Genomic DNA, 26,574 nt, shown 5'->3' on the forward strand with positions numbered 1-26,574 from the left:
TCGGGGCTGACCAAGGCACTTACGCCTTTCTAAGTGGGAGGAAATTCCGCTAAAACCACAATCAAGGAGGAAAATATAATGGCTAACAAAGGTAAAAAGTATCAAGAAGCCGTTAAGCTAGTAGATCGTACAAAGGCTTATGATATTCAAGAAGCAATTGATTTAGCAAAAAAGACTAGCGTCGTTAAATTCGATGCTACTGTTGAAGCTGCTTTCCGTTTAGGCGTAGACCCTAAGAAAGCTGACCAGCAAATCCGTGGAGCAGTTGTGCTTCCAAATGGTACTGGTAAAACTCAACGCGTTCTAGTTTTCGCTAAAGGTGAAAAAGCAAAAGAAGCAGAAGCTGCTGGCGCAGATTTTGTAGGTGATTCTGAATTCATCAACAAGATCCAACAAGGTTGGTTCGATTTTGATGTAATCGTAGCAACACCTGACATGATGGGTGAAGTTGGTAAACTTGGACGTGTATTAGGACCTAAAGGCTTAATGCCAAACCCTAAGACAGGTACTGTTACTTTTGATGTTACAAAAGCAGTGAACGAAATCAAGGCTGGTAAAGTAGAATACCGCGTTGATAAAGCTGGAAACATTCATGTTCCAATCGGTAAGGTTTCTTTCGAAGATCAAAAGCTTGTTGAAAACTTCAACACAATCTTTGATACAATGATGAAAGTTAAGCCTGCTGCAGCAAAAGGAACTTACATGAAGAATGTAACTGTTTCTACTACAATGGGACCTGGAGTTAAGGTTGACCCTTCAACTGTAACTGCAAAATAATTCCAATTGACAACAACGAATATATTATCTATAATATATTTTGTTGCTAAATTAATATAACATTTGTACCGCAGACAGTAGGTGCCTTAAAGGCTTAATTTCCTGCCGAGGTCATACGATAGATCCAAACGTTTCACTATTGTATACTACCTCCTTGTCTGAAAGACTCGGAGGTTTTTTATTGACCGGTATGAGTGTAGAAAATTCTACAGGAGGTGTAATGATGAGCACTGTTATTGAAAAGAAACAACTACTAGTTGACGAAATTGCTGATAAACTAAAATCTAGTGTATCTACAGTCGTTGTTGACTACCGTGGTTTAACTGTTGGTCAGGTAACTGAACTTCGTAAACAACTTCGTGATGCAGGTGTTGAGTTTAAAGTGTACAAAAACACAATGACTCGCCGTGCGGCTGAAGCTGCTGACCTTGCTGGTTTAAACGAAGTGTTGACTGGTCCAAACGCAATTGCATTCAGCACAGAAGATGTTGTTGCTCCTGCGAAAATTCTTAGCGAATTTGCTAAGAAGAACGAAGCGCTTGAAATTAAAGCTGGTGTTATTGAAGGAAATCTTGCTTCTGTTGAAGATATTAAAGCTCTTGCAGATCTACCATCTCGCGAAGGTTTACTTTCTATGCTACTCAGCGTGCTTCAAGCACCTATCCGCAATCTTGCTCTTGCTACAAAAGCTGTTGCAGAACAAAAAGAAGAACAAGGCGCGTAAGCTAATCTACGTTTTATAAATAAAACAAACAATCCTAAGGAGGAAAATTACAATGACTAAAGAACAAATCATTGAAGCAGTTAAATCTATGACTGTTTTAGAACTTAACGATTTAGTAAAAGCAATCGAAGAAGAATTTGGTGTAACTGCTGCAGCTCCTGTAGCTGTTATGGGTGGAGCTGCTGGTGGAGACGCTGCTGCTGAGCAAACTGAATTTGATGTAATCCTAGCTTCTGCTGGAGATCAAAAAATCAAAGTTATCAAGGTTGTACGTGAAATCACTGGCCTTGGACTTAAAGAAGCAAAAGAAGTTGTTGATAACGCACCGAAGCCACTTAAAGAAGGCATTTCTAAAGAAGAAGCTGAAGAACTTAAAGCTAAACTTGAAGAAGTTGGAGCTAACGTCGAAGTTAAGTAATTTAAAACCTGGAAAAGCTCGCTATCAAGCGAGCTTTTTTTGGCTATTTTTGTATAGTTTAATGGTCTTTCAAGAATAATAGTTTTTGGGGAAAAGTCATATGCTTTTCAGGGTGGTGGATTCGTGTCAAATCATTATTATTCAAAGAATCCTGAAGTTGATAGCAATCCTGTCTATTGGGATTTCAATTTGAGAGAACATACTTTTCGTTTCAAAACGGATCGGGGTGTTTTCTCTAAGAAGGAAGTTGACTTTGGTTCACGCTTATTAATTGAGGCCTTTCAATTTGAAAAGAGTGAAGGGAAGATTCTCGATGTCGGTTGTGGGTATGGACCAATTGGTTTATCTCTAGCAAAATCTTTTCCTAATGTGGTTATACATATGGTTGATGTAAACCAGCGTGCATTGGACCTTGCTAAAGAAAATGCAAAACTAAATCAACTTGAAAATGTCAAGGTATACGAAAGTGATCGTCTGCTGCAGGTTAAAGAGAGCGATTTTGATGCTATTCTAACCAACCCACCGATACGTGCAGGTAAGCAAACGGTTCATGATATTTTTGAACAAAGCTATGAACGTCTCGCGGATTTTGGCGAACTATGGGTTGTCATTCAAAAGAAGCAGGGGGCGCCCTCTGCTCTTGAAAAGTTGGAAACGATGTTCGGTCAAGTGGATGTAGTAGAAAAGAAGAAAGGGTATTTTATAATCAAAGCAAAAAAAGTTGACAGATAAATTTTGCCTATGATAGTATTATAAAATGCCATAGATTAGTTTTCTTTAATATGCTAAAATTACGCTTTATACGTATATTTTAGGAAATTTGGGGAAAACTAACAAAATAATTGTACGTCTAGAAAATGTGGTTTTTAAACGTGAAAACCCTTTTTCTTTTTGTCTTATGAAAGTAGTATGCAGGAAGAACACGAATAGTGGAATAATTACGCTTGATTTGAGGGGTGAATCAGTTGACAGGTCAACTAGTTCAGTATGGACGACACCGCCAGCGAAGAAGTTACGCACGCATTAGTGAAGTTTTGGAGCTGCCGAATTTAATTGAAATACAAACAGCTTCCTATCAATGGTTCCTTGATGAGGGATTAAGAGAAATGTTCCAGGATATTTCTCCAATTGAAGACTTTACAGGAAACTTATCGCTAGAGTTTATTGATTATAGTCTTGCCGAGCCAAAATATCCGGTAGATGAATCAAAAGAAAGAGATGTTACGTACTCTGCTCCATTAAGGGTGAAGGTGCGTCTTGTCAATAAAGAAACAGGTGAAGTAAAGGACCAAGATGTCTTTATGGGGGATTTCCCACTTATGACAGAGACAGGTACCTTTGTTATTAATGGTGCCGAAAGGGTTATCGTATCTCAATTAGTGCGTTCTCCTAGCGTATATTACAGTGCGAAAATGGATAAGAACGGTAAAAAAGGTTTTACCGCTACTGTTATTCCTAATCGCGGAGCATGGCTTGAGTATGAAACCGATGCGAAAGATGTTGTATATGTAAGGATAGATCGTACGAGGAAACTCCCTGTTACGGTTCTTTTGCGTGCCCTTGGGTTTGGTTCCGACCAGGAGATCATTGATTTAATTGGTGATAACGAATATATCCGGAATACGCTTGAAAAAGACAACACAGAAAGCTCAGAAAAGGCACTTCTTGAAATCTATGAGCGTCTTCGTCCAGGTGAACCACCAACAGTCGATAACGCAAAAAGTCTCCTAGTCTCAAGATTTTTTGACCCAAAACGCTACGATTTAGCAAATGTTGGTCGTTATAAGATTAATAAGAAGCTTCATATTAAAAATCGCTTGTTTGGTCAAAAATTAGCTGAAACTCTAGTTGACCCTGAAACAGGGGAGATTATTGCTGAGCAAGGTGTTACGCTTGATCGCCGAACATTAGATAAAATTCTTGATAGCCTAGAGAAAAATGTTGGTTTCGAAACGCATAAACCATATGGTGGAGTAGTAGAAGACGATATATTATTACAATCTATTAAGGTCTATGCTCCGAATGATGATGGTGAAAAGGTTATTAACATCATCGGAAATGCTTATGTAGAAGAGCCAATTAAAAACATCACACCTGCTGATATTATTGCTTCAATAAGTTATTTCTTTAACTTATTGCACGGTGTCGGTGATACAGATGATATCGATCACTTAGGAAACAGACGACTTCGTTCAGTTGGAGAGCTATTACAGAATCAATTCCGTATTGGTCTTTCTAGAATGGAACGTGTGGTTCGTGAGAGAATGTCGATTCAAGATACAAACACGATTACACCACAGCAATTGATTAATATTCGTCCGGTAATTGCTTCAATCAAAGAATTCTTTGGTAGTTCCCAGCTTTCACAGTTTATGGATCAGACAAATCCGTTGGCAGAATTGACACATAAGCGTCGTTTATCTGCACTTGGACCTGGTGGTTTGACACGTGAACGTGCGGGATTTGAAGTTCGTGACGTTCATTACTCTCACTATGGTCGTATGTGTCCGATTGAAACGCCAGAAGGTCCGAATATCGGGCTGATTAACTCGCTTTCCTCATTTGCGAAAGTGAATAAATTTGGGTTTATTGAAACACCTTACCGCCGGGTAGATCCGGAAACAGGAAAGGTAACGACTCATTTTGATTATCTAACTGCCGATGAAGAGGACAATTATGTTGTTGCACAGGCAAATGCAATATTGTCTGAAGACGGTTCTTTCGTAGATGATATGGTTGTTGCTCGTTTCCGTGGTGAAAACACCGTAGTTCGCCGTGAGCGCATAGATTATATGGATGTATCGCCAAAACAGGTAGTTTCTGCTGCGACAGCATGCATTCCTTTCTTGGAAAATGATGACTCCAACCGTGCATTAATGGGTGCGAACATGCAGCGACAAGCTGTTCCGTTATTGCAACCTGAAGCTCCTAGAGTTGGAACGGGTATGGAGCATGTTTCAGCAAGAGATTCCGGCGCTGCTGTTATTTGTAAGCACGAAGGAATTGTTGAGCATGTTGAAGCACGTCAAGTTTGGGTACGTCGCATTACAGAAGTAGATGGTCAAGAAATTAAAGGTGACCTTGATAAATATAAAATGCAGAAATTCATCCGTTCTAACCAAGGTACATGCTACAACCAGCGCCCAATCGTAAGTGTTGGTAACCGTGTGACGAAAGGTGAAATTCTTGCAGATGGTCCATCAATGGAAGCTGGAGAGCTTGCATTAGGAAGAAACGTGCTTGTAGGATTCATCAACTGGGATGGTTATAACTACGAGGATGCCATCATCATGAGTGAACGCTTAGTAAAAGATGATGTCTATACCTCTATTCATATTGAGGAATATGAGTCAGAGTCTCGTGATACCAAGCTTGGACCTGAGGAAATCACTCGTGATATTCCAAACGTTGGGGAAGACGCGTTGCGTAACCTTGATGAGCGTGGAATTATCCGAGTTGGTGCCGAAGTAAAAGATGGAGATTTGCTTGTTGGGAAGGTTACTCCTAAAGGGGTTACTGAATTAACAGCAGAAGAACGCTTATTACATGCAATCTTTGGTGAAAAAGCGCGTGAAGTCCGTGATACTTCCCTCCGTGTTCCACATGGTGGTGGCGGAATCGTCCTTGACGTTAAAGTCTTTAATCGTGAAGATGGCGATGAACTACCTCCGGGTGTGAATCAGCTGGTTCGTGCATATATCGTTCAGAAACGTAAAATTCATGAAGGCGATAAAATGGCAGGACGTCACGGAAACAAAGGGGTTATCTCTCGTATCCTTCCTGAAGAGGATATGCCGTTCTTACCAGATGGTACACCGATTGATATCATGTTGAACCCTCTAGGCGTTCCATCTCGTATGAATATCGGACAGGTGCTAGAGCTCCATTTAGGAATGGCTGCACGTTATCTTGGTATTCATGTTGCTTCACCGGTATTTGATGGTGCGACAGAGGAAGATGTGTGGTCAACCATTGAAGAAGCTGGTATGGCACGTGATGCAAAAACTGTCCTTTACGATGGTCGTACAGGGGAGCCGTTTGACAACCGCGTATCGGTAGGAGTCATGTATATGATTAAACTTGCCCACATGGTTGACGATAAACTTCATGCGCGTTCTACTGGACCATACTCTCTTGTTACGCAACAGCCACTGGGTGGTAAAGCTCAGTTTGGTGGACAGCGTTTCGGGGAGATGGAAGTTTGGGCACTTGAAGCTTATGGTGCTGCCTATACGCTTCAGGAAATACTTACTGTCAAATCGGATGATGTTGTCGGCCGTGTGAAAACGTACGAAGCCATCGTTAAAGGTGAGAATGTTCCTGAACCAGGAGTTCCAGAATCCTTCAAAGTGTTAATGAAAGAGCTTCAGAGTTTAGGTATGGATGTTAAAATCCTTTCAGGTGATGAAAAGGAAATTGAAATGCGTGACTTCGACGATGACGAAGAATTGCAACAACCTGAAACACTGACAATCGCCAATGAAACCGAGAATGCCAACTCAGAAAAAGTTGGTTCTAAAGAATAAATGATATAAAAGCGTGATACCAAACTGCCTAAAAGTAGTTTGGTATCACGCAATCATAGTTTAAATATAGCTATCGTATCTTTATTGGATACATAAGCTTTGTCTAGCTGTAGCACTTAGCCCCTTGGGGCTGACCAAAGTGCTTCTGCTTTTCATTCGGGTAAAACCCTAGATTAAAAGGGAGGTAGGCCCCTTGCTGGATGTCAATAATTTTGAATACATGAAGATCGGCCTTGCTTCACCAGATAAGATTCGTTCATGGTCCTATGGTGAAGTGAAGAAACCAGAAACAATTAACTACCGAACATTAAAGCCAGAAAAAGACGGTTTGTTTTGTGAACGGATATTCGGTCCTACTAAGGACTGGGAATGCCATTGTGGAAAATATAAGCGTGTCCGTTATAAAGGAGTAGTCTGTGATCGATGTGGTGTTGAAGTTACCCGTGCAAAAGTACGTCGTGAACGAATGGGTCATATCGAACTAGCTGCACCTGTTTCACATATTTGGTATTTCAAAGGAATTCCAAGCCGTATGGGTCTTGTCCTTGATATGTCTCCTAGAGCACTAGAAGAAGTTATTTACTTTGCTTCTTATGTTGTAACGGATACTGGTGATACAGCTTTAGAGAAAAAGCAATTACTTTCTGAAAAAGAGTATCGTGCATATAAAGATAAATACGGCAACAAATTCCAAGCATCCATGGGTGCAGAAGCGATTAAAAAGCTTCTTTCCGATATCGATTTAGATAAGGATGTTGACGGATTAAAGGAAGAGCTGAAAACTGCTCAAGGCCAACGTCGTACACGTGCGATTAAGCGCCTAGAGGTTCTTGAAGCATTCCGTAATTCTGGGAACGAACCATCATGGATGATTCTTGACGTTCTTCCAGTTATTCCACCAGAGCTACGACCAATGGTACAGCTTGATGGTGGTCGTTTTGCTACATCAGATCTAAATGATTTATATCGTAGGGTAATTAACCGTAATAACCGACTCAAGCGTTTGCTTGACCTTGGAGCACCAAGTATTATCGTTCAAAACGAAAAACGTATGCTTCAAGAAGCTGTCGATGCACTGATTGATAATGGCCGTCGTGGTCGTCCAGTAACAGGTCCAGGAAATCGTCCATTAAAATCTCTTTCCCATATGTTGAAAGGAAAGCAAGGTCGTTTCCGTCAGAACCTACTAGGTAAGCGTGTTGACTATTCAGGTCGTTCGGTTATCGTTGTTGGTCCTAACCTAAAAATGTATCAGTGTGGTCTTCCGAAGGAAATGGCACTCGAGTTATTTAAGCCATTTGTCATGAAGGAGCTTGTTCAAAAAGGACTTGCACATAACATTAAATCGGCAAAAAGAAAAATTGAAAGAGTTCAACCTGAAGTTTGGGATGTGCTAGAGGATGTTATTAAGGAGCACCCAGTGTTGCTTAACCGCGCCCCTACGCTTCATAGACTAGGGATTCAAGCATTTGAGCCAACGCTAGTAGAAGGACGTGCAATTCGTCTTCACCCACTCGTATGTACTGCGTATAACGCAGACTTTGACGGTGACCAAATGGCTGTTCACGTACCTCTTTCAGCAGAAGCTCAGGCAGAAGCTCGCTTATTAATGCTTGCTGCACAGAACATCTTAAACCCGAAAGATGGAAAGCCAGTTGTTACTCCATCTCAGGATATGGTACTTGGTAACTATTACCTTACACTTGAACGTGAAGGTGCAGTTGGAGAAGGAATGATCTTTAAGGACCGGAATGAGGCGCTAATAGCTTATCAAAATGGTTATGTACACCTTCATACACGGGTTGCAGTCCATGCAGGTTCATTAGGGAATCAAACCTTTACTGAAGAGCAAAGCAAGCAGTTGCTTATGACTACGGTCGGTAAGTTGATTTTCAATGAAATTCTACCAGATACCTTCCCGTATATTAATGAACCGACAAAAACGAATCTTGAAGAGAAAACACCTGAGAAGTATTTCGTAGCAAAAGGAACAGATGTTAAGGCAGTTATTAAAGAGATGCCTTTAGTTGATCCTTTCAAGAAAAAAATCTTAGGGAACATTATTGCTGAAGTCTTCAAGAAATTCCAAATCACTGAAACATCCAAAATGCTTGACCGGATGAAGGACCTAGGCTTCCGTTATTCATCTAAAGCTGGAATTACAGTTGGTGTTGCGGATATCGTTGTCCTTGGTGAAAAAGAAGAAATTATTAATGATGCACAAGCCAAAGTAGATAATGTCATGAAGCAATTCAGACGTGGATTAATTACAGAAGATGAGCGTTATGACCGTGTTATCTCCATTTGGAGTGCAGCAAAAGATACAATTCAATCAAAGTTGATGAAATCCTTGAGTAAAACCAATCCAATCTTCATGATGAGTGATTCTGGTGCTCGTGGTAATGCATCGAACTTTACTCAGCTTGCGGGGATGCGTGGATTGATGGCCAACCCGGCTGGTCGTATTATTGAATTGCCGATTAAGTCAAGTTTCCGTGAAGGTCTTACAGTATTGGAGTACTTTATCTCCACACACGGTGCGCGTAAAGGTCTTGCCGATACAGCACTTAAGACAGCGGACTCTGGTTATTTGACTCGTCGTCTCGTAGATGTTGCGCAAGATGTTATTGTGCGTGAAGATGATTGTGGAACTGACCGTGGCCTAGACGTAAGAGCGTTGCGAGACGGTACAGAAATCATTGAAGCCCTTGATGAGCGTTTAGTTGGACGTTATTCAAGAAAGACAATTAAACATCCAGAAACAAACGAAATAATCATAAGAGAAAACGAATTGATTACCGAAGATTTAGCGATTGCAATAGTCGATGCTGGATTTGAGGAAGTATGGATTCGTTCTGCATTCACTTGTAACACTCGCCATGGTGTATGTAAGAAGTGTTATGGTCGCAACTTAGCTACCGGACAGGAAGTTGAAGTTGGAGAAGCAGTTGGTATTATTGCTGCACAATCTATCGGTGAACCAGGTACTCAGTTAACAATGCGTACATTCCATACCGGTGGGGTTGCTGGGGATGATATCACTCAAGGTTTACCTCGTATTCAGGAAATATTTGAGGCTCGTAATCCTAAAGGGGTCGCTGTAATTTCTGAAATTAGTGGAGTTGTTGTGGGAATCAATGAAGGTCGTGATCGTCAACATGAAATCGTTGTTCAAGGCGATGTCGAATCACGTACTTATACAGCTCCATATACAGCTAGACTTAAAGTTGCAGTAAATAGTCAAGTCGAGCGTGGTCAAGAACTAACTGAAGGTTCAATTGATCCGAAAGAATTATTGCGTGTTAAAGACGTGAAGTCTGTTCAAGAATACCTCCTAAGCGAGGTTCAAAAGGTTTACCGTATGCAAGGGGTAGAAATTGGCGACAAACACGTTGAGGTAATGGTTCGACAAATGATGAGGAAGATTAGAGTAATTGATGCAGGTGAAACAAATGTTCTCCCTGGAACCTTACTTGAAATTCATCAGTTTACGGATGCAAACCGTCAGGCACTTCTTGAAGGAAGACTACCTGCTACAGGACGCCCTGTAATTCTTGGAATTACCAAAGCGTCTCTTGAGACAGATTCCTTCTTGTCAGCTGCATCCTTCCAGGAAACAACAAGAGTTCTTACAGATGCTGCTATCAAAGGGAAACGTGACGAACTCCTTGGACTTAAAGAAAATGTTATTATCGGTAAGTTAGTTCCAGCTGGAACAGGAATGCAACGCTATCGTAAAGCAGAACCTGTCTTGGTGGAAGAAACACCGGAAGATGCAGTACCAGTTGAGTAATTCTAAATGATTAGAAAGCTCTCTTAAAAAATTGCGGTACTTCCAACTCGTGAGGGAGTACCGCATTTCTTTGATAAGATATTTTGTTTAATAAATAATTTATGAATATAATGTTGACATATTTTTTTAGAGATGCTATTATAGCAAAGGTGTTCCTACTTACCTGATACTTTGTTGTTCAAAAGTCAGGAAGATGTATTAGGGAACAATGTTGTTTCTTTTACTCAGTAAAAACTGTTTTTGTGGCGTACAGATCCGCAAAGACTTTGTTTTTTAGCAAAAAATGAACCACCTGGATGTGTGGGTCTACCAAAGTAATGAAAGGAGGAAAAACAATGCCTACAATTAATCAATTAGTACGCAAACCTCGTAAGTCAACCGAGGAAAAATCAAAATCTCCAGCGCTAAACAAAGGCTATAACAGCTTCAAAAAAGCGCAAACCAACCTTACATCTCCACAAAAGCGCGGTGTATGTACTCGTGTTGGAACAATGACACCAAAGAAGCCGAACTCAGCGCTTCGTAAATATGCCCGTGTTCGTTTAACAAACGGAATTGAGGTAACAGCTTATATTCCTGGTATTGGCCACAACTTACAAGAACACAGTGTCGTTCTTATCCGTGGCGGTCGTGTAAAAGACTTACCAGGGGTACGTTACCATATCGTTCGTGGAGCACTAGATACAGCAGGCGTTAACAACCGTATGCAAGGTCGTTCTAAGTACGGTACTAAGCGTCCTAAAGCAGCTAAGAAATAATAACATCAATTAATAGCCTTTTTGAAAGGAGGAAATAATATGCCACGTAAAGGTCCTGTTGCGAAAAGAGATGTATTACCGGATCCGATTTACAAATCAAAGTTAGTTACTCGTTTAATTAACAAAATGATGGTTGATGGCAAGAGAGGTAAATCTCAAAAGATTTTATACTCTGCATTTGATATCATCGCTGAGCGTTCTGGAAAAGATGCTATCGAAGTATTCGATCAAGCACTAAAGAACATTATGCCAGTATTAGAAGTTAGAGCACGTCGTGTTGGTGGTGCAAACTACCAAGTCCCAGTTGAGGTGCGTCCAGACCGTCGTACTACACTAGGTCTTCGTTGGTTAGTGAACTATGCTCGCCTTCGCGGAGAAAAGACAATGGAAGAGCGTTTAGCTAATGAAATTCTTGATGCTGCTAACAACACTGGAGCATCTGTCAAGAAGCGTGAAGATACACACAAAATGGCGGAAGCAAACAAAGCGTTTGCTCATTATCGTTGGTAATCTAACCTTCAAAAACTAAAACACTCATACATGGAAGGAGAAAGACCAAATGGCAAGAGAGTTCTCCTTAGAAAGAACACGTAATATTGGGATCATGGCTCATATCGATGCCGGTAAAACGACAACTACTGAGCGTGTCCTCTATTATACAGGCCGTATCCATAAAATCGGCGAAACACACGAAGGTGCTTCCCAAATGGACTGGATGGAGCAGGAGCAAGAACGTGGAATCACGATTACATCTGCTGCGACAACAGCTTCTTGGAAAGAACACCGTGTAAACATCATTGACACTCCGGGACACGTAGACTTCACTGTTGAAGTTGAACGTTCCCTACGTGTTCTTGATGGAGCAGTTGCAGTACTTGATGCACAGTCAGGTGTTGAGCCGCAAACAGAAACAGTTTGGCGCCAAGCTACAACTTATGGAGTACCACGTGTGGTATTCGTAAATAAGATGGATAAGCTAGGAGCAGACTTCTTATACTCTGTAGGCACAATTCATGACCGTCTTCAAGCAAATGCACACCCAATTCAACTACCAATCGGTGCCGAAGATGAATTCACAGGTATTATCGATTTAGTTGAAATGAAAGCTAGATTCTATGCGAATGACCTTGGTACAGATATTACCGAAGGTGAAATTCCAGAAGAATATAAAGCGCAAGCTGACGAATACCGTGAAAAATTACTTGAAGCGGTAGCAGAACTAGACGAAGAATTAATGGAGAAATACCTAGGTGGAGAAGAGCTAACGATTGAAGAAATCAAAGCTGCAATCCGTAAAGGTACGACTAACGTTGAATTCTACCCAGTAATCTGTGGTTCAGCATTTAAAAACAAAGGTGTTCAGTTAATGCTAGATGCCGTTATTGACTATCTTCCTTCTCCACTAGATGTACCTGCAATTCAAGGTCATCTACCTGATTCAGAAGAAGTGGTTGAACGTCATTCAGATGATAGCGCGCCATTCTCTGCATTGGCATTTAAAGTTATGACTGACCCTTATGTTGGTAAGTTAACATTCTTCCGTGTGTACTCAGGAACACTTGATGCTGGTTCATACGTTAAGAATTCAACAAAAGGTAAGCGTGAGCGTGTGGGTCGTATCCTACAAATGCACGCAAACAGCCGCCAAGAAATCTCAACTGTATATGCAGGAGATATTGCAGCTGCTGTAGGTTTAAAAGACACAACAACTGGCGATACTTTATGTGATGAAAAGCAAGAAGTAATTCTTGAATCCATGCAGTTCCCAGAACCAGTTATCCAACTTTCTGTAGAACCTAAGTCAAAAGCCGATCAGGACAAAATGACTACTGCTCTACAAAAATTACAAGAAGAAGATCCTACATTCCGAGCACATACTGACCAGGAAACTGGACAAGTAATCATTGCTGGTATGGGTGAACTTCACTTGGATATCATCGTTGACCGTATGAAACGTGAATTTAAAGTGGAAGCAAACGTAGGTGCACCACAGGTTGCTTATCGTGAAACTTTCCGTGCTTCAGCTCAGGTTGAAGGTAAATTCGCGCGTCAGTCTGGTGGACGTGGACAATTCGGACATGTTTGGATTGAATTCTCTCCAAATGAAGAAGGAAAAGGCTTTGAATTCGAGAACGGTATTGTCGGTGGTGTGGTTCCTCGTGAATACATTCCTGCAGTACAAGCTGGTCTTGAAGATGCACTAGACCGTGGTGTCCTTGCTGGATACCCACTAGTTGACATTAAAGCTCGTCTATTTGATGGTTCATACCATGATGTTGACTCCTCTGAAATGGCGTTTAAAATTGCCGCTTCAATGGCACTTAAAAATGCTGCTTCAAAATGTCAACCGGTTATCCTTGAACCAGTAATGAGAGTAGAAGTTGTTATCCCTGAGGAATACCTTGGAGATATCATGGGTATGATTACTGCTCGTCGTGGACGTGTTGAAGGTATGGATGCTCGTGGTAACGCTCAGGTAGTTCGTGCGATGGTTCCACTTTCAGAGATGTTTGGTTACGCAACAGCTCTTCGTTCAAGTACACAAGGACGTGGTGTATTCTCAATGCACTTCGACCACTACGAAGAAGTTCCTAAATCAGTTTCTGAAGAAATCATCAAAAAAAATAAAGGTGAATAATTGATTTTCAACCTTTAATCAAGTATAACTACTAATGTAAGACATAGCTGTGGAGAAGGAATACCTTTTCCATAGCCTTATATATACTTAAACTTCCCAAATAATAAGGAGGATTACAAAATGGCAAAAGCTAAATTCGATCGTTCTAAGCAACACGTAAATATCGGTACAATCGGTCACGTTGACCATGGTAAAACAACTTTAACTGCTGCTATCTCTACTGTACTTGCAAAAGCTGGTGGCGGTGAAGCACGCGGATATGACCAAATCGATAACGCGCCTGAAGAAAAAGAGCGTGGAATCACAATCAACACTTCTCACGTTGAGTATGAAACTGCTACTCGTCACTATGCGCACGTTGACTGCCCAGGACACGCTGACTATGTTAAAAACATGATCACTGGTGCTGCGCAAATGGACGGCGGTATCCTAGTAGTATCTGCTGCTGATGGTCCAATGCCACAAACTCGTGAGCACATCCTACTTTCTCGTCAGGTTGGTGTTCCTTACTTAGTAGTATTCATGAACAAGTGTGATATGGTTGATGATGAAGAGCTACTTGAATTAGTAGAAATGGAAGTTCGTGACCTTCTATCTGAATATGATTTCCCTGGCGATGACATCCCTGTTATCAAAGGTTCTGCTCTTAAAGCTCTTGAAGGAGAAGCTGAGTGGGAAGAGAAAATCATCGAACTAATGGCTGCTGTAGATGAGTACATCCCAGCTCCTGAGCGTGACACTGAAAAGCCATTCATGATGCCAGTTGAGGACGTATTCTCAATCACTGGTCGTGGAACAGTTGCTACTGGACGTGTTGAGCGTGGACAAGTTAAAGTCGGTGACGTAATTGAAATCATCGGTCTTGCTGAAGAGCCAAAATCTACAACTGTAACTGGTGTAGAAATGTTCCGTAAGCTTCTTGATTATGCAGAAGCTGGTGACAACATCGGTGCGCTTCTTCGTGGGGTTGCTCGTGAAGAAATCCAACGTGGACAAGTACTTGCTAAGCCAGGTTCTATCACTCCACACACAAAGTTTAAAGCAGAAGTTTATGTTCTATCTAAAGAAGAAGGTGGACGTCATACTCCATTCTTCACAAACTACCGCCCACAGTTCTACTTCCGTACAACTGACGTAACTGGTATCTGTAACCTTCCTGAAGGTGTAGAAATGGTTATGCCTGGCGATAACATTGAAATGACTGTTGAGCTTATCTCTCCAATCGCGATCGAAGAAGGAACAAAGTTCTCTATTCGTGAAGGTGGCCGTACTGTAGGCGCTGGAGTAGTAGCTTCAATCCAAGAATAATCATTATAATTTTTTAAAAAGGTAGATGAGATCCCTCATCTACTTTTTTTTATATGTCGATTAACCGGGGAGTTTTATATATATGTAGACGTGAATTTTGACACGGAAAACGAGGTTTCTTTTCTCATAGAATTTGGGTTTAACCTAGTTTCTTCTATATATATCATCCATCAGGGTGAATTATGTTTAACTGGAAAGAGTTTCTGTTTATAAAGTATAGATATTATATAAACTTTACTTGAATTCCATAGATGTAGCGTCTATAATAGTAAAAGTGTGTTAGACATACAAGAAAAATAAAAGGTGTTGCATTCACCAGAGTTTTTCTGTATAATAGGCAATGTTGGTCTTTGACTGCGATGATGCGAAAGGTTACCGACACACCCGGCCGCTTTGCCATGGCGAGTGTGCGGAAAATTTTCGTGGAGAATGTCTATTTTAAAATAGGCGAAAAGGAGGGAAAATAATGGCAAAACAAAAAATTCGTATCCGTTTAAAGGCGTATGATCATAGGATTCTTGATCAATCAGCTGAAAAGATTGTTGAGACTGCGAAACGTTCTGGTGCAGCTGTATCTGGACCGATTCCACTTCCAACTGAAAAGAATGTTTACACAATTCTTCGTGCGGTGCATAAGTACAAAGATTCTCGTGAGCAATTCGAAATGCGTACGCATAAACGTCTAATTGATATCATCAATCCAACACCACAAACTGTTGACTCATTGATGCGTTTAGACTTGCCGTCAGGCGTAGATATCGAAATCAAATTATAATTGAAATAAATAAACCAATATTATAGGAGGTGTGACGAATGACCAAAGGAATCTTAGGAAGAAAGATCGGTATGACTCAAGTATTTGCTGAAAATGGTGATCTTATCCCGGTAACAGTTGTTGAAGCTACTCCAAACGTAGTACTTCAAGTTAAGAACGCTGAGACTGATAATTACGAAGCTGTACAGCTTGGTTTTGAAGATAAGCGTGAAAAACTTTCAAACAAACCTGAAAAGGGACATGTTGCAAAGGCTAATACTACTCCTAAGCGCTTCGTACGTGAATTTAACGGAGTTGACTTAGCAGAATATGAGGTTGGTCAGGAAGTCAAAGTTAATATTTTCGCAGAAGGCGATGTAGTAGATGTAACAGGAATTTCAAAAGGTAAAGGATTCCAAGGTGCGATCAAGCGTCACGGACAATCTCGTGGACCTATGGCTCACGGATCTCGTTACCACCGTCGCCCTGGTTCAATGGGTCCTGTTGCTCCGAACCGCGTATTCAAAGGTAAATTATTACCTGGACGTATGGGTGGAGAACAAATTACTGTTCAAAACTTACAAATCGTTAAAGTTGACGAAGAACGCAATCTACTTCTAATCAAAGGAAATGTTCCTGGACCTAGAAAAGCATTGCTTAAAATCAAGACAGCTGTTAAAGCGAAGTAACATTTAAGAAAGGAGGAAAAAGGAATGCCTAAAGTAGCATTATTTAACCAAGCTGGATCACAAGTTGGCGATGTTGAACTTAATGATTCTGTATTTGGTATCGAGCCAAACAACCATGTAATGTTCGAAGCGGTTGTTATGCAAAGAGCTTCCTTACGCCAAGGAACTCACAAAACAAAAATTCGTTCTGAAGTAGCAGGCGGTGGTCGTAAGCCGTGGCGTCAGAAAGGTACTGGTCGTGCCCGTCAGGGTTCTATCCGCTCTCCACAATGGCGTGGTGGTGGTACTGTATTCGGTCCTGTACCACGTAGCTATAGCTACAAACTTCCTAAAAAAGTTCGCCGTTTGGCAATCAAATCTGCACTATCTTCAAAAGTTGTAGCAGAAGAAATTTTGGTTCTTGAAAGCTTAAGCTTTGATGCACCAAAAACTAAGGAATTCACAAGTGTATTAAAAGGACTTTCCGTTGACAGCAAAGCGCTAATCGTAACTGCTGGTCTTGACGAAAATGTTGCTCTTTCTGCACGTAACATTCCTGGTATCACAGTTGTTTCCGCTGAGGGAATCAACGTACTGGATGTTTTAAATCATGACAAGTTGATCATGACTAAAGCAGCAGTTGAAAAAGTAGAGGAGGTGCTTGCATAATGGATGCACGCGATATCATTAAGCGCCCCGTAATCACTGAACGTTCATCTGACCTTATGGCTGATAAGAAATATACGTTTGAGGTAGATGTCAGAGCAAACAAAACTCAAGTTAAAGATGCGGTACAAGAAATCTTTGGTGTTACAGTTAAAAATGTCAACATCATGAACTATAAAGGTAAATTCAAGCGTATGGGTAAATTCGGTGGTTATACTAACAAGCGCCGTAAAGCCATTATTACGTTAACTCAAGATAGCAAAGAAATCGAATTATTCGAGGTCTAATTTAGCTAATTAGAAGAGGAGGGAAATGAAATGGCGATTAAAAAGTACAAACCTACCTCTAATGGTCGTCGTAACATGACAGCGTCTGATTTCGCTGAAATCACTACTGACAAGCCCGAAAAATCGTTGCTTGCTCCGTTGCATAAAAAAGGCGGCCGTAATAACCAAGGTAAGTTAACTGTTCGTCATCAAGGTGGCGGCCATAAGCGTCAATACCGTGTCATCGATTTTAAACGCAATAAAGATGGCATTCCAGGACGCGTTGCCACAGTTGAATATGATCCAAACCGTTCCGCAAACATTGCATTAATTAACTACGTTGACGGTGAAAAGCGTTACATCTTAGCACCTAAAAACCTAGTGGTTGGAATGGAAGTTATGTCTGGACCAACAGCTGATATTAAAGTAGGTAATGCATTACCACTTGTGAATATTCCTGTAGGTACAGTTGTTCACAACATCGAATTAAAACCTGGTAAGGGTGGACAATTAGTCCGTTCTGCTGGAACAAGTGCACAAGTGCTTGGTAAAGAAGGTAAATATGTTCTTATCCGTTTGAACTCTGGTGAAGTACGTATGATTCTTGCAGAATGCCGTGCTACTGTAGGTCAAGTAGGTAACGAACAACATGAACTTATTAACATTGGTAAAGCAGGTCGTTCTCGTTGGTTAGGCAAGCGTCCAACTGTACGTGGATCTGTAATGAACCCTAACGATCACCCACACGGTGGTGGTGAAGGTCGTGCTCCAATCGGACGTAAGTCTCCAATGTCTCCATGGGGTAAACCAACTCTTGGATTCAAAACTCGTAAGAAGAAAAACAAATCCGACAAGTTCATCGTACGTCGTCGTAAAAAATAACGGGATTGAGCTACGGTTCCTAAGAACCGTAGGACAATCACGAAGGGAGGTTCAATCATGGGTCGTAGCTTAAAAAAGGGACCTTTTGTTGATGATCATTTAATGAAAAAGATCGAAAAGCTAAACGAGACTGAGGGTAAACAAGTTGTAAAAACTTGGTCACGTCGCTCAACGATCTTCCCGCAATTCATCGGACATACAATTGCCGTTTATGACGGACGTAAGCATGTACCGGTTTATGTGACAGAAGACATGGTAGGCCATAAGCTTGGAGAATTTGCTCCAACAAGAACATATAAAGGCCATGCCGCTGACGATAAGAAAACAAGACGTTAATGAGAGGAGGCTATTCATATGCAAGCAAAAGCTGTTGCTAATACAGTTCGTATTGCTCCTCGTAAAGCTCGTTTAGTACTAGATCTAATTCGAGGAAAGCAAGTTGGTGAAGCGGTGGCGATTTTAAAACTCACCCCGAAAGCTGCTTCTCCAATCGTTGAAAAGGTTCTGAAATCTGCTCTAGCAAATGCAGAACACAACTATGAAATGGATGTAAACAATCTTGTAGTATCTCAAGCTTATGCAAACGAGGGACCTACACTGAAGCGTTTCCGTCCACGTGCACAAGGTCGTGCAAGTGCAATCAACAAGCGCACAAGCCACATTACAATCGTTTTATCAGAAAAGAAGGAGGGATAATTAGTGGGTCAAAAAGTAAATCCAGTCGGTTTGCGTATCGGTGTTATCCGTGATTGGGAATCAAAATGGTACGCAGGCAAAGACTACGCTGATCTTTTACACGAAGACATTAAAGTTCGTGAGTACATCACTAAGCGCCTACGCGATGCATCTCTTTCTAAAATTGAAATTGAGCGTGCCGCTAACCGCTTAAATGTAACAGTACACACTGCTAAGCCTGGTATGGTAATTGGTAAAGGTGGAACAGAAGTAGAAGCACTTCGTAAAGCCCTAAATGCACTTACTGGCAAACGTGTTCATATAAACATCCTTGAAATCAAGAGAGCAGATCTTGATGCAAAATTAGTAGCAGAGAATATTGCTCGTCAACTTGAAAACCGTGTTTCATTCCGTCGTGCTCAAAAGCAAACCATCCAACGTGCGATGCGTGCTGGTGCAAAAGGAATCAAAACTCAAGTTTCAGGTCGTCTAGGCGGAGCAGATATTGCTCGTGCAGAACATTATAGCGAAGGAACAGTTCCTCTTCATACACTTCGTGCGGATATCGATTATGCTACAGCAGAAGCTGATACAACATACGGTAAGCTTGGAGTTAAAGTATGGATTTATAAGGGAGAGGTCCTTCCAACGAAGAAGAAAACTGAGGAAGGAGGCAAATAATATGTTATTGCCAAAACGCGTTAAGTATCGCCGCGAACACCGTGGAAAAATGCGCGGACGCGCAAAAGGCGGCACTGAGGTAGCATTCGGTGAATACGGCCTACAAGCTACTGAAGCCTCCTGGATCACTAACCGTCAGATCGAAGCAGCTCGTATTGCGATGACTCGTTATATGAAGCGTGGCGGTAAAGTATGGATTAAAATTTTCCCTCATAAGCCTTACACTGCAAAACCTCTAGAAGTCCGCATGGGTTCTGGTAAAGGTTCTCCAGAAGGATGGGTAGCAGTTGTAAAACCAGGGAAGATTATGTTTGAAATCGCGGGTGTTTCTGAAGAAGTGGCTCGTGAAGCATTACGTCTTGCATCCCACAAACTTCCTGTTAAAACGAAGTTTGTAAAACGAGAAGAAATTGGTGGTGAATCCAATGAAAGCTAATGAAATTCGTGACCTTACCACTGCTGAAATCGAACAAAAAGTGAAATCTTTAAAAGAAGAGCTTTTTAACCTGCGCTTTCAATTAGCGACTGGGCAACTTGAAAACACAGCTCGCATCCGTGAAGTACGGAAGGCGATTGCCCGTATGAAAACTGTGATTCGTGAAAGAGAGATCGGCGTTAATAATTGATAATCAGAGAGGAGGGCGCACGCAATGAGTGAACGCAACCAGCGTAAGGTCTATACTGGACGTGTAGTTTCTGACAAGATGGATAAAACCATCACTGTTCTTATCGAAACTTATAAAACACATCCACTATACGGCAAGCGCGTAAAATACTCTAAAAAGTTTAAAGCTCATGATGAGCAAAATCTTGCAAAAACTGGCGATGTAGTACGTATTATGGAAACTCGTCCACTTTCTGCAACAAAACGCTTCCGCTTAGTAGAAGTTGTAGAAAAAGCTGTTATTATCTAAATCGTTCGGATAAAGGCAATTCCGAAGGGAGGTTACTCGCATGATCCAACAGGAAACTCGTTTAAAAGTGGCTGATAATTCAGGTGCTCGTGAAGTTCTTACTATCAAAGTACTTGGTGGTACTGGTCGTAAAACTGCCAATATTGGTGATGTTATTGTTTGTACAGTCAAACAAGCAACACCAGGAGGCGTTGTTAAAAAAGGTGACGTTGTTAGAGCAGTTATTGTTCGTACAAAGACTGGCGCACGTCGTCCCGATGGAACATACATCAAGTTTGATGAAAACGCATGTGTGATCATCCGTGATGATAAGAGCCCACGTGGAACTCGTATCTTCGGACCAGTTGCACGTGAATTACGTGAAAACAACTTCATGAAAATCGTTTCACTAGCTCCAGAAGTAATCTAATATAAATTCAAATGGTTCTAAGGAGGTGCAGCAGATGCATGTCAAAAAAGGTGACAAAGTAATGGTCATCTCTGGTAAGGACAAAGGCAAAACTGGGAATATTCTTGCAGCATTCCCTAAGCAAAGCCGTGTTCTAGTTGAAGGGATTAATATCGTGAAAAAACACGCTAAACCTTCACAAGAAAATCCGCAGGGCGGAATTCTTAGCCAAGAGGCACCTATTCATGTATCAAATGTTATGCCTATCGATCCGAAATCTGGCAAGCCAACCCGAGTTGGTTACAAAGAGGAAGACGGTAAGAAGGTACGCGTAGCAAAAAAATCCGGTGAAGTTCTAGATAAATAGTTTAAAAAAGAAGGGAGGTACTCATAAATGAACCGCCTAAAAGAAAAGTTCAACAAGGAAATTTCTCCTGCTCTAATGAGCAAGTTTAACTATAAATCCGTAATGGAAGTACCAAAGTTAGAAAAAATCGTAATCAATATGGGTGTGGGCGATGCAGTTGCTAATGCAAAAGCATTAGACATGGCTGTTGAAGAATTAGCAATCATCTCTGGTCAAAAGCCAGTTATCACTAAAGCTAAAAAATCAATCGCTGGCTTCCGTCTTCGTGAAGGTATGCCTATCGGCGCGAAGGTAACTCTACGCGGTGAGCGTATGTATGAATTCCTAGACAAATTAATTTCAGTATCACTTCCACGTGTACGTGACTTCCGTGGTGTTTCTAAGAAATCATTCGATGGTCGCGGAAACTACACAATGGGTGTTAAAGAGCAATTAATCTTCCCTGAAATTGATTACGATAAAGTAAGTAAAGTACGTGGCATGGATATTGTTATTGTAACGACTGCTAACACTGATGAAGAAGCTCGTGAACTATTAACATCATTCGGAATGCCATTTCAAAAGTAATCTCTAAATAGAGGGAGGCGAAAACGTGGCTAAGAAATCAATGATTGCGAAACAAAAACGCACGCCTAAATTCAAGGTACAAGAGTACACACGCTGTGAGCGCTGCGGACGTCCGCACTCTGTATACCGTAAATTCAAGCTTTGCCGTATTTGTTTCCGTGAATTAGCATACAAAGGACAAATTCCTGGTGTGAAAAAAGCTAGCTGGTAAAACTGAAAGATTGGGAAGGAGGTAAAAACAATGGTCATGACAGATCCAATTGCAGATATGCTTACTCGTATTCGTAATGCGAATATGGTTCGTCACGAAAAATTAGAAGTACCTGCTTCTAATATGAAAAAAGAGATCGCTGAAATTCTTAAGCGTGAAGGTTTCGTACGTGATGTAGAATATATCGAAGACAACAAGCAAGGAATTATCCGTATCTTCCTTAAGTACGGTGCAAATAATGAGCGTGTTATTACTGGTCTTAAGCGCATTAGCAAACCTGGTTTGCGTGTTTATGCTAAGTCTAACGAAGTACCTCGCGTACTTAACGGTCTAGGAATCGCACTTGTTTCAACATCAAATGGCGTACTATCTGATAAAGAAGCCCGTGCTAAGCAAGTGGGCGGAGAAGTATTAGCTTACGTCTGGTAATAGATTTTTCAAAAGAATGGAGGTGCAATGAATGTCTCGCGTAGGTAAAAAACCAATTGAAATCCCTGCAGGGGTTACTGTTACGAATGAAAGCAACTTTGTAACAGTAAAAGGTCCAAAAGGCGAATTATCTCGTTCTTTTAACCAAGATATCCAAATCGTGATTGAAGAGAATGTTATTACAATCTCTCGTCCATCTGATGCAAAGGAACACCGCGCACTGCACGGTACAACTCGCGCAGTTCTTGCAAACATGGTAGAAGGTGTTTCTAAAGGATTTGAAAGATCTCTAGATTTAATCGGTGTCGGTTATCGTGCTGCGAAGCAAGGTAAGAAACTTGTATTAAGTGTGGGATATTCTCATCCAGTTGAAATCGAGGCTGAAGAAGGCCTTGAAATCGAAGTTCCTTCTAACACAAAGGTGATTGTTAAGGGAGCAGATAAAGAGCGTGTAGGTGCACTTGCTGCTAATATCCGCGGAGTACGTCCACCAGAGCCATATAAAGGCAAAGGTATCCGTTACGAAGGCGAATTCGTACGCCGTAAAGAAGGTAAAACTGGTAAGTAAGGCCTCATAGGTTAAACGAAAGGAGTGACGTAAATGATCACGAAGGCGGATAAAAACGCTACTCGCCGTAAAAGACATGCTCGTGTCCGTGCTAAAGTTAGCGGTACAGCAGCTCGTCCTCGTTTAAATGTGTTCCGTTCAAACAAACACATTTATGCTCAACTAATCGACGATGTAAATGGAGTAACTTTAGCGAGTGCTTCTACAATGGATAAAGAAGTAAATGTTGAATCTACAGGCAACCTTGAAGCTGCAGTTAAGGTCGGAGAACTAGTAGCAAAGCGTGCAGTAGAAAAAGGCGTTAGCGAAGTTGTATTTGACCGTGGAGGATATCTATATCATGGCCGTATTAAGGCTTTGGCAGATGCTGCACGTGAAAACGGCTTACAATTTTAATATAAAAAGGAGGGACACAATTAGATGCGTCGCATTGATCCAAACAAACTTGAACTTGAAGAACGCGTAGTTACGGTTAACCGTGTAGCTAAAGTTGTTAAAGGTGGACGTCGTTTCCGTTTTACTGCTCTTGTAGTAGTTGGTGATAAGAACGGTTATGTTGGTTTCGGAACTGGTAAAGCACAAGAAGTACCAGATGCTATTCGCAAAGCAATTGAAGATGCGAAGAAGAACTTGATTTTTGTACCTATGGTTGGTACAACAATTCCTCACGAGGTAATCGGACACTTCGGTGCTGGTGAAATCCTTCTTAAGCCTGCTTCTGAAGGTACTGGAGTCATCGCTGGTGGACCAGTTCGTGCGGTATTAGAATTGGCGGGTGTTCAAAACATCTTGTCTAAATCTCTTGGAACAAATACACCAATCAATATGGTTCGTGCTACTATTGATGGTTTAACACAATTAAAGCGTGCTGAAGACGTAGCGAAGTTACGCGGTAAATCAGTAGAAGAACTGTTAGGATAAGGAGGGAAATCAAATGGCAACTAAATTAGAAGTTACCCTCACACGCAGCTTGATCGGTCGTCCGCAAGATCAGCGTGAAACAGTTAAGGCCCTAGGATTGAAAAAAATGCACCAAACAGTTGAGCACCAAGATAATGCTGCTATTCGTGGTATGATCAATAAAGTGTCTCATCTTGTAAAGGTGAACGAAAAATAAATTTTATAGTTTTTAGAACAAGGAGGTGCCAACATGAAACTTCACGAACTAAAGCCTGCAGAAGGATCTCGCGGGGAGCGTAAGCGTAAAGGCCGTGGTATTGGATCTGGTAATGGTAAAACAGCTGGAAAAGGTCATAAAGGTCAAAATGCTCGTTCAGGCGGGGGTGTACGTCCTGGATTTGAAGGTGGTCAAACACCTTTAGCTAGACGTCTACCTAAACGTGGATTTACGAACATTAATCGTAAAGAATACGCTGTGGTTAACCTTGATGCTTTAAATCGTTTTGAAGACGGAACCGAAGTGACTCCAGAACTTTTGATTGAAACAGGATTAGTCAAAAAGGAACTTGCAGGAGTAAAAATTCTTGCTAATGGTAACTTGGAGAAGAAACTAACTGTTAAAGCTCATAAGTTTTCCTCTGCAGCTCAAGAAGCAATTCAAGCTGCTGGTGGTCAAACTGAGGTGATCTAATGTTTCAAACAATCTCCAATTTTATGCGCGTGGGTGAAATCAGAAGCAAAATTCTCTTCACCCTTTTAATGTTGATTGTATTTCGCCTTGGTGCCTTTATTCCGGTGCCAGGTGTGAATTCTGATATATTAAAAGCACAAGATACTTTAAGTGCTTTCGGTGTACTAAATGTATTTGGTGGCGGTGCACTCCAAAACTTCTCCATCTTTGCGATGGGAATTATGCCTTATATTACTGCCTCCATCATCATCCAATTGTTGCAAATGGATGTGGTTCCAAAGTTCACTGAATGGTCAAAACAAGGGGACGTTGGTCGTAGAAAACTAGCGCAGTTCACTCGCTACTTTACGATCATCCTCGGGTTTATCCAGGCCTTTGGAATGAGTTATGGATTTAATAATTTGGCTGGTGGCTTGCTAATTTCCGATAGCGGAATCGGTAGCTACCTTCTTATCGCTACTGTATTAACGGCTGGTACTGCATTCTTAATGTGGCTTGGCGAGCAAATTACAGAAAAAGGTGCGGGAAATGGGATCTCAATCATTATCTTTGCGGGTATTGTTGCGGGACTTCCAACTATAGTAAACCAGATTTATACACAACAATTTGAAGGTGCTGGGGAAGCTCTTTTCTTACGTATTCTTACGGTTGTTCTTATCATCTTAGCGATAATTGCGGTTATCGTTGGAGTAATTTTCATCCAAGAGGCGTTAAGAAAAATTCCAATTCAGTATGCAAAAAGGATGTCTGTTGGGAATAATTCCGCTGGAGCTCAGTCCACTCATTTACCGTTAAAGGTTAATGCTGCGGGTGTTATTCCTGTCATCTTTGCAATTTCGTTTATCATTGTACCTCCAACGATTGCACAGTTTTTTGGTACAAATGATGTAACGATTTGGATTCAAAATACATTTGATTATACGAGACCACTCGGAATGATCATTTATGTTGCTTTAATTGTTGCGTTTACTTACTTCTATGCTTTCATTCAAGTAAACCCTGAAAAGGTGGCTGAAAACTTGAAGAAGCAAGGTGGGTATGTTCCTGGTATTCGTCCTGGTGCGAATACACAAGAGTACTTAACAAAGGTTTTAACTCGTTTGACTTTTGTTGGCGCAATTTTTCTTGCAGTCATTTCTGTATTGCCTGTATTCTTCATTAAAGTTGCTGGTCTTCCACAAAGTGTACAAATTGGAGGAACTGGTTTACTAATTGTAGTCGGTGTTGCACTAGACACAATGAAAAAACTAGAAGGCCAATTGGTGAAAAGACACTATAAAGGTTTTATTAAATAGATGGATTAGGGGACATACGTTCCCTATTCCTTCATTAGAGAACTGGGGGGAATTCTTGTGAATTTAGTTCTAATGGGGCTCCCGGGTGCTGGTAAAGGCACACAGGCCGATAAAATTGTTTCAAAATACAACATCCCTCATATCTCAACCGGAGATATGTTCCGTGCGGCTATCAAAGATGGAACGGAACTTGGGCTGCAAGCAAAGTCATTTATGGACCAAGGTGCCCTTGTACCGGATGAAGTAACAATCGGAATTGTCCGTGAACGTTTAAGTAAGCCGGATTGTGATAATGGCTTCTTGTTAGATGGATTTCCACGCACTGTTGCTCAAGCAGAGGCACTTGAACAAATTCTTGCAGACTTAAATAAAAAAATTAACTTTGTTATCAACATTGATGTTGACCAAAGTATTCTAATGGAGCGGTTGACAGGGCGTAGAATCTGTAAAGATTGTGGCGCAACCTATCATCTTGTCTTTAACCCACCGGCTAATGAAGGTGTTTGTGATCGTTGTGGTGGAGAATTATATCAACGCGCTGACGATAATGCAGAGACTGTTCAAAACCGTTTGGAAGTTAATATTCAACAAACCAAACCACTTTTAGACTTTTATGAAGGCAAAGGCTACTTACGCAATATTAACGGTCAGCAGGAAATCGGTACGGTTTTCACTGAAGTTGAAAAATTGCTTGGGAGCTTGTCTTAATG

At 41.2% G+C, this 26,574-nt stretch carries 33 protein-coding genes and 1 other annotated feature; all 33 genes read left to right on the forward strand.

Annotated features, from left to right (window positions below):
* Positions 1–33: 33 nt before the first annotated feature.
* Entirely contained in the window at positions 34–777 is a 744-nt protein-coding gene (gene rplA, locus H0185_RS00990; protein WP_343223059.1) for a 50S ribosomal protein L1, read from the forward strand.
* A gap of 50 nt (positions 778–827) precedes the next feature.
* Positions 828–966 (forward strand) — a sequence feature (ribosomal protein L10 leader region).
* 34 nt (positions 967–1,000) lie between these two features.
* The gene (gene rplJ, locus H0185_RS00995) at positions 1,001–1,501 is read left to right on the forward strand and encodes a 50S ribosomal protein L10 (protein ID WP_221870434.1); all 501 of its coding nucleotides are present in this window, start codon (positions 1,001–1,003) and stop codon (positions 1,499–1,501) included.
* A gap of 52 nt (positions 1,502–1,553) precedes the next feature.
* Positions 1,554–1,919 (forward strand): 50S ribosomal protein L7/L12, encoded by a 366-nt coding sequence (gene rplL, locus H0185_RS01000; protein ID WP_221870350.1) that lies wholly within the window; start codon positions 1,554–1,556, stop codon positions 1,917–1,919.
* Positions 1,920–2,042: 123 nt separating this feature from the next.
* On the forward strand, positions 2,043–2,651 hold the full coding sequence (locus H0185_RS01005) for a class I SAM-dependent methyltransferase (RefSeq protein ID WP_221870353.1): 609 nt from the start codon (positions 2,043–2,045) through the stop codon (positions 2,649–2,651).
* Between the two features lie 233 nt (positions 2,652–2,884).
* Complete coding sequence (gene rpoB / locus H0185_RS01010) at positions 2,885–6,445, forward strand: DNA-directed RNA polymerase subunit beta (RefSeq protein ID WP_221870355.1); 3,561 nt, start codon at positions 2,885–2,887, stop codon at positions 6,443–6,445.
* 193 nt (positions 6,446–6,638) lie between these two features.
* Positions 6,639–10,238: a DNA-directed RNA polymerase subunit beta' gene (gene rpoC / locus H0185_RS01015; RefSeq protein ID WP_221870357.1), complete on the forward strand. Its 3,600-nt coding sequence runs from the start codon at positions 6,639–6,641 to the stop codon at positions 10,236–10,238.
* Positions 10,239–10,573: 335 nt separating this feature from the next.
* On the forward strand, positions 10,574–10,996 hold the full coding sequence (gene rpsL, locus H0185_RS01020; RefSeq protein WP_221870358.1) for a 30S ribosomal protein S12: 423 nt from the start codon (positions 10,574–10,576) through the stop codon (positions 10,994–10,996).
* A 39-nt stretch (positions 10,997–11,035) separates the two neighbouring features.
* Entirely contained in the window at positions 11,036–11,506 is a 471-nt protein-coding gene (gene rpsG / locus H0185_RS01025; RefSeq protein WP_221870361.1) for a 30S ribosomal protein S7, read from the forward strand.
* A 49-nt stretch (positions 11,507–11,555) separates the two neighbouring features.
* Complete coding sequence (gene fusA / locus H0185_RS01030) at positions 11,556–13,634, forward strand: elongation factor G (protein ID WP_221870363.1); 2,079 nt, start codon at positions 11,556–11,558, stop codon at positions 13,632–13,634.
* Between the two features lie 120 nt (positions 13,635–13,754).
* Positions 13,755–14,942: an elongation factor Tu gene (gene tuf, locus H0185_RS01035; RefSeq protein ID WP_221870365.1), complete on the forward strand. Its 1,188-nt coding sequence runs from the start codon at positions 13,755–13,757 to the stop codon at positions 14,940–14,942.
* Positions 14,943–15,408: 466 nt separating this feature from the next.
* The gene (rpsJ, locus tag H0185_RS01040; RefSeq protein ID WP_046524765.1) at positions 15,409–15,717 is read left to right on the forward strand and encodes a 30S ribosomal protein S10; all 309 of its coding nucleotides are present in this window, start codon (positions 15,409–15,411) and stop codon (positions 15,715–15,717) included.
* 38 nt (positions 15,718–15,755) lie between these two features.
* Positions 15,756–16,385: a 50S ribosomal protein L3 gene (rplC, locus tag H0185_RS01045; RefSeq protein WP_221870367.1), complete on the forward strand. Its 630-nt coding sequence runs from the start codon at positions 15,756–15,758 to the stop codon at positions 16,383–16,385.
* 24 nt (positions 16,386–16,409) lie between these two features.
* Complete coding sequence (rplD, locus tag H0185_RS01050; RefSeq protein WP_221870369.1) at positions 16,410–17,033, forward strand: 50S ribosomal protein L4; 624 nt, start codon at positions 16,410–16,412, stop codon at positions 17,031–17,033.
* The gene (rplW, locus tag H0185_RS01055) at positions 17,033–17,317 is read left to right on the forward strand and encodes a 50S ribosomal protein L23 (RefSeq protein ID WP_221870371.1); all 285 of its coding nucleotides are present in this window, start codon (positions 17,033–17,035) and stop codon (positions 17,315–17,317) included. Before rplD ends, rplW begins: the two co-directional genes overlap by 1 nt.
* Positions 17,318–17,347: 30 nt before the next feature.
* Complete coding sequence (gene rplB / locus H0185_RS01060) at positions 17,348–18,178, forward strand: 50S ribosomal protein L2 (protein ID WP_221870373.1); 831 nt, start codon at positions 17,348–17,350, stop codon at positions 18,176–18,178.
* Between the two features lie 57 nt (positions 18,179–18,235).
* Positions 18,236–18,514: a 30S ribosomal protein S19 gene (gene rpsS / locus H0185_RS01065; protein WP_221870376.1), complete on the forward strand. Its 279-nt coding sequence runs from the start codon at positions 18,236–18,238 to the stop codon at positions 18,512–18,514.
* Positions 18,515–18,532: 18 nt separating this feature from the next.
* A complete protein-coding gene (gene rplV / locus H0185_RS01070; protein WP_221870378.1) occupies positions 18,533–18,874 on the forward strand; it encodes a 50S ribosomal protein L22 in 342 nt (113 codons plus the stop codon).
* Between the two features lie 3 nt (positions 18,875–18,877).
* Complete coding sequence (rpsC, locus tag H0185_RS01075; RefSeq protein ID WP_221870380.1) at positions 18,878–19,534, forward strand: 30S ribosomal protein S3; 657 nt, start codon at positions 18,878–18,880, stop codon at positions 19,532–19,534.
* Position 19,535: 1 nt separating this feature from the next.
* Positions 19,536–19,970, forward strand: a complete 435-nt coding sequence (rplP, locus tag H0185_RS01080; RefSeq protein ID WP_221870382.1) for a 50S ribosomal protein L16 — start codon at positions 19,536–19,538, stop codon at positions 19,968–19,970.
* Positions 19,960–20,160 carry a 50S ribosomal protein L29 gene (gene rpmC / locus H0185_RS01085; RefSeq protein ID WP_090749663.1) on the forward strand — a complete coding sequence of 67 codons (201 nt, stop codon included), beginning with the start codon at positions 19,960–19,962 and terminating at the stop codon, positions 20,158–20,160. The genes rplP and rpmC overlap by 11 nt, the downstream gene beginning before the upstream one ends.
* 24 nt (positions 20,161–20,184) lie before the next feature.
* Entirely contained in the window at positions 20,185–20,448 is a 264-nt protein-coding gene (gene rpsQ, locus H0185_RS01090; RefSeq protein ID WP_221870383.1) for a 30S ribosomal protein S17, read from the forward strand.
* A gap of 40 nt (positions 20,449–20,488) precedes the next feature.
* Positions 20,489–20,857, forward strand: coding sequence for a 50S ribosomal protein L14 (rplN, locus tag H0185_RS01095; RefSeq protein ID WP_221870385.1), 369 nt, complete (start codon positions 20,489–20,491; stop codon positions 20,855–20,857).
* Positions 20,858–20,891: 34 nt separating this feature from the next.
* Positions 20,892–21,203, forward strand: coding sequence for a 50S ribosomal protein L24 (rplX, locus tag H0185_RS01100; RefSeq protein ID WP_221870387.1), 312 nt, complete (start codon positions 20,892–20,894; stop codon positions 21,201–21,203).
* 27 nt (positions 21,204–21,230) lie between these two features.
* A complete protein-coding gene (gene rplE, locus H0185_RS01105) occupies positions 21,231–21,770 on the forward strand; it encodes a 50S ribosomal protein L5 (protein WP_221870389.1) in 540 nt (179 codons plus the stop codon).
* Between the two features lie 25 nt (positions 21,771–21,795).
* A complete protein-coding gene (gene rpsN / locus H0185_RS01110) occupies positions 21,796–21,981 on the forward strand; it encodes a 30S ribosomal protein S14 (protein ID WP_001085700.1) in 186 nt (61 codons plus the stop codon).
* A 30-nt stretch (positions 21,982–22,011) separates the two neighbouring features.
* Entirely contained in the window at positions 22,012–22,410 is a 399-nt protein-coding gene (rpsH, locus tag H0185_RS01115) for a 30S ribosomal protein S8 (protein WP_221870391.1), read from the forward strand.
* 31 nt (positions 22,411–22,441) lie between these two features.
* Positions 22,442–22,978 (forward strand): 50S ribosomal protein L6, encoded by a 537-nt coding sequence (gene rplF, locus H0185_RS01120; RefSeq protein ID WP_221870393.1) that lies wholly within the window; start codon positions 22,442–22,444, stop codon positions 22,976–22,978.
* A 33-nt stretch (positions 22,979–23,011) separates the two neighbouring features.
* On the forward strand, positions 23,012–23,374 hold the full coding sequence (gene rplR / locus H0185_RS01125) for a 50S ribosomal protein L18 (protein ID WP_221870395.1): 363 nt from the start codon (positions 23,012–23,014) through the stop codon (positions 23,372–23,374).
* A gap of 24 nt (positions 23,375–23,398) precedes the next feature.
* Positions 23,399–23,899 (forward strand): 30S ribosomal protein S5, encoded by a 501-nt coding sequence (gene rpsE, locus H0185_RS01130; RefSeq protein ID WP_221870397.1) that lies wholly within the window; start codon positions 23,399–23,401, stop codon positions 23,897–23,899.
* A gap of 13 nt (positions 23,900–23,912) precedes the next feature.
* The gene (rpmD, locus tag H0185_RS01135) at positions 23,913–24,095 is read left to right on the forward strand and encodes a 50S ribosomal protein L30 (RefSeq protein WP_221870399.1); all 183 of its coding nucleotides are present in this window, start codon (positions 23,913–23,915) and stop codon (positions 24,093–24,095) included.
* Positions 24,096–24,128: 33 nt separating this feature from the next.
* The gene (rplO, locus tag H0185_RS01140; RefSeq protein WP_221870400.1) at positions 24,129–24,569 is read left to right on the forward strand and encodes a 50S ribosomal protein L15; all 441 of its coding nucleotides are present in this window, start codon (positions 24,129–24,131) and stop codon (positions 24,567–24,569) included.
* The gene (gene secY / locus H0185_RS01145; RefSeq protein ID WP_221870402.1) at positions 24,569–25,864 is read left to right on the forward strand and encodes a preprotein translocase subunit SecY; all 1,296 of its coding nucleotides are present in this window, start codon (positions 24,569–24,571) and stop codon (positions 25,862–25,864) included. Before rplO ends, secY begins: the two co-directional genes overlap by 1 nt.
* A gap of 57 nt (positions 25,865–25,921) precedes the next feature.
* Positions 25,922–26,572, forward strand: coding sequence for an adenylate kinase (locus H0185_RS01150; RefSeq protein WP_221870404.1), 651 nt, complete (start codon positions 25,922–25,924; stop codon positions 26,570–26,572).
* The last annotated feature ends 2 nt before the right edge of the window (positions 26,573–26,574 follow it).

Source organism: Mesobacillus maritimus, from assembly GCF_019749255.1.
In the GTDB taxonomy this organism is placed as follows: domain Bacteria; phylum Bacillota; class Bacilli; order Bacillales; family Cytobacillaceae; genus Mesobacillus_B; species Mesobacillus_B maritimus_A.

Bases quoted from the DNA above. Each gene is read 5' to 3' on its own strand.
- rplJ (WP_221870434.1), top strand. From the start codon at position 1,001: ATGAGCACTGTTATTGAAAAGAAACAACTACTAGTTGACGAAATTGCT.
- rplL (WP_221870350.1), top strand. From the start codon at position 1,554: ATGACTAAAGAACAAATCATTGAAGCAGTTAAATCTATGACTGTTTTA.
- rpsL (WP_221870358.1), top strand. From the start codon at position 10,574: ATGCCTACAATTAATCAATTAGTACGCAAACCTCGTAAGTCAACCGAG.
- rpsG (WP_221870361.1), top strand. From the start codon at position 11,036: ATGCCACGTAAAGGTCCTGTTGCGAAAAGAGATGTATTACCGGATCCG.
- fusA (WP_221870363.1), top strand. From the start codon at position 11,556: ATGGCAAGAGAGTTCTCCTTAGAAAGAACACGTAATATTGGGATCATG.
- tuf (WP_221870365.1), top strand. From the start codon at position 13,755: ATGGCAAAAGCTAAATTCGATCGTTCTAAGCAACACGTAAATATCGGT.
- rpsJ (WP_046524765.1), top strand. From the start codon at position 15,409: ATGGCAAAACAAAAAATTCGTATCCGTTTAAAGGCGTATGATCATAGG.
- rplC (WP_221870367.1), top strand. From the start codon at position 15,756: ATGACCAAAGGAATCTTAGGAAGAAAGATCGGTATGACTCAAGTATTT.
- rplD (WP_221870369.1), top strand. From the start codon at position 16,410: ATGCCTAAAGTAGCATTATTTAACCAAGCTGGATCACAAGTTGGCGAT.
- rplW (WP_221870371.1), top strand. From the start codon at position 17,033: ATGGATGCACGCGATATCATTAAGCGCCCCGTAATCACTGAACGTTCA.
- rplB (WP_221870373.1), top strand. From the start codon at position 17,348: ATGGCGATTAAAAAGTACAAACCTACCTCTAATGGTCGTCGTAACATG.
- rpsS (WP_221870376.1), top strand. From the start codon at position 18,236: ATGGGTCGTAGCTTAAAAAAGGGACCTTTTGTTGATGATCATTTAATG.
- rplV (WP_221870378.1), top strand. From the start codon at position 18,533: ATGCAAGCAAAAGCTGTTGCTAATACAGTTCGTATTGCTCCTCGTAAA.
- rplP (WP_221870382.1), top strand. From the start codon at position 19,536: ATGTTATTGCCAAAACGCGTTAAGTATCGCCGCGAACACCGTGGAAAA.
- rpmC (WP_090749663.1), top strand. From the start codon at position 19,960: ATGAAAGCTAATGAAATTCGTGACCTTACCACTGCTGAAATCGAACAA.
- rpsQ (WP_221870383.1), top strand. From the start codon at position 20,185: ATGAGTGAACGCAACCAGCGTAAGGTCTATACTGGACGTGTAGTTTCT.
- rplN (WP_221870385.1), top strand. From the start codon at position 20,489: ATGATCCAACAGGAAACTCGTTTAAAAGTGGCTGATAATTCAGGTGCT.
- rplX (WP_221870387.1), top strand. From the start codon at position 20,892: ATGCATGTCAAAAAAGGTGACAAAGTAATGGTCATCTCTGGTAAGGAC.
- rplE (WP_221870389.1), top strand. From the start codon at position 21,231: ATGAACCGCCTAAAAGAAAAGTTCAACAAGGAAATTTCTCCTGCTCTA.
- rpsH (WP_221870391.1), top strand. From the start codon at position 22,012: ATGGTCATGACAGATCCAATTGCAGATATGCTTACTCGTATTCGTAAT.
- rplF (WP_221870393.1), top strand. From the start codon at position 22,442: ATGTCTCGCGTAGGTAAAAAACCAATTGAAATCCCTGCAGGGGTTACT.
- rplR (WP_221870395.1), top strand. From the start codon at position 23,012: ATGATCACGAAGGCGGATAAAAACGCTACTCGCCGTAAAAGACATGCT.
- rpsE (WP_221870397.1), top strand. From the start codon at position 23,399: ATGCGTCGCATTGATCCAAACAAACTTGAACTTGAAGAACGCGTAGTT.
- rpmD (WP_221870399.1), top strand. From the start codon at position 23,913: ATGGCAACTAAATTAGAAGTTACCCTCACACGCAGCTTGATCGGTCGT.
- rplO (WP_221870400.1), top strand. From the start codon at position 24,129: ATGAAACTTCACGAACTAAAGCCTGCAGAAGGATCTCGCGGGGAGCGT.
- secY (WP_221870402.1), top strand. From the start codon at position 24,569: ATGTTTCAAACAATCTCCAATTTTATGCGCGTGGGTGAAATCAGAAGC.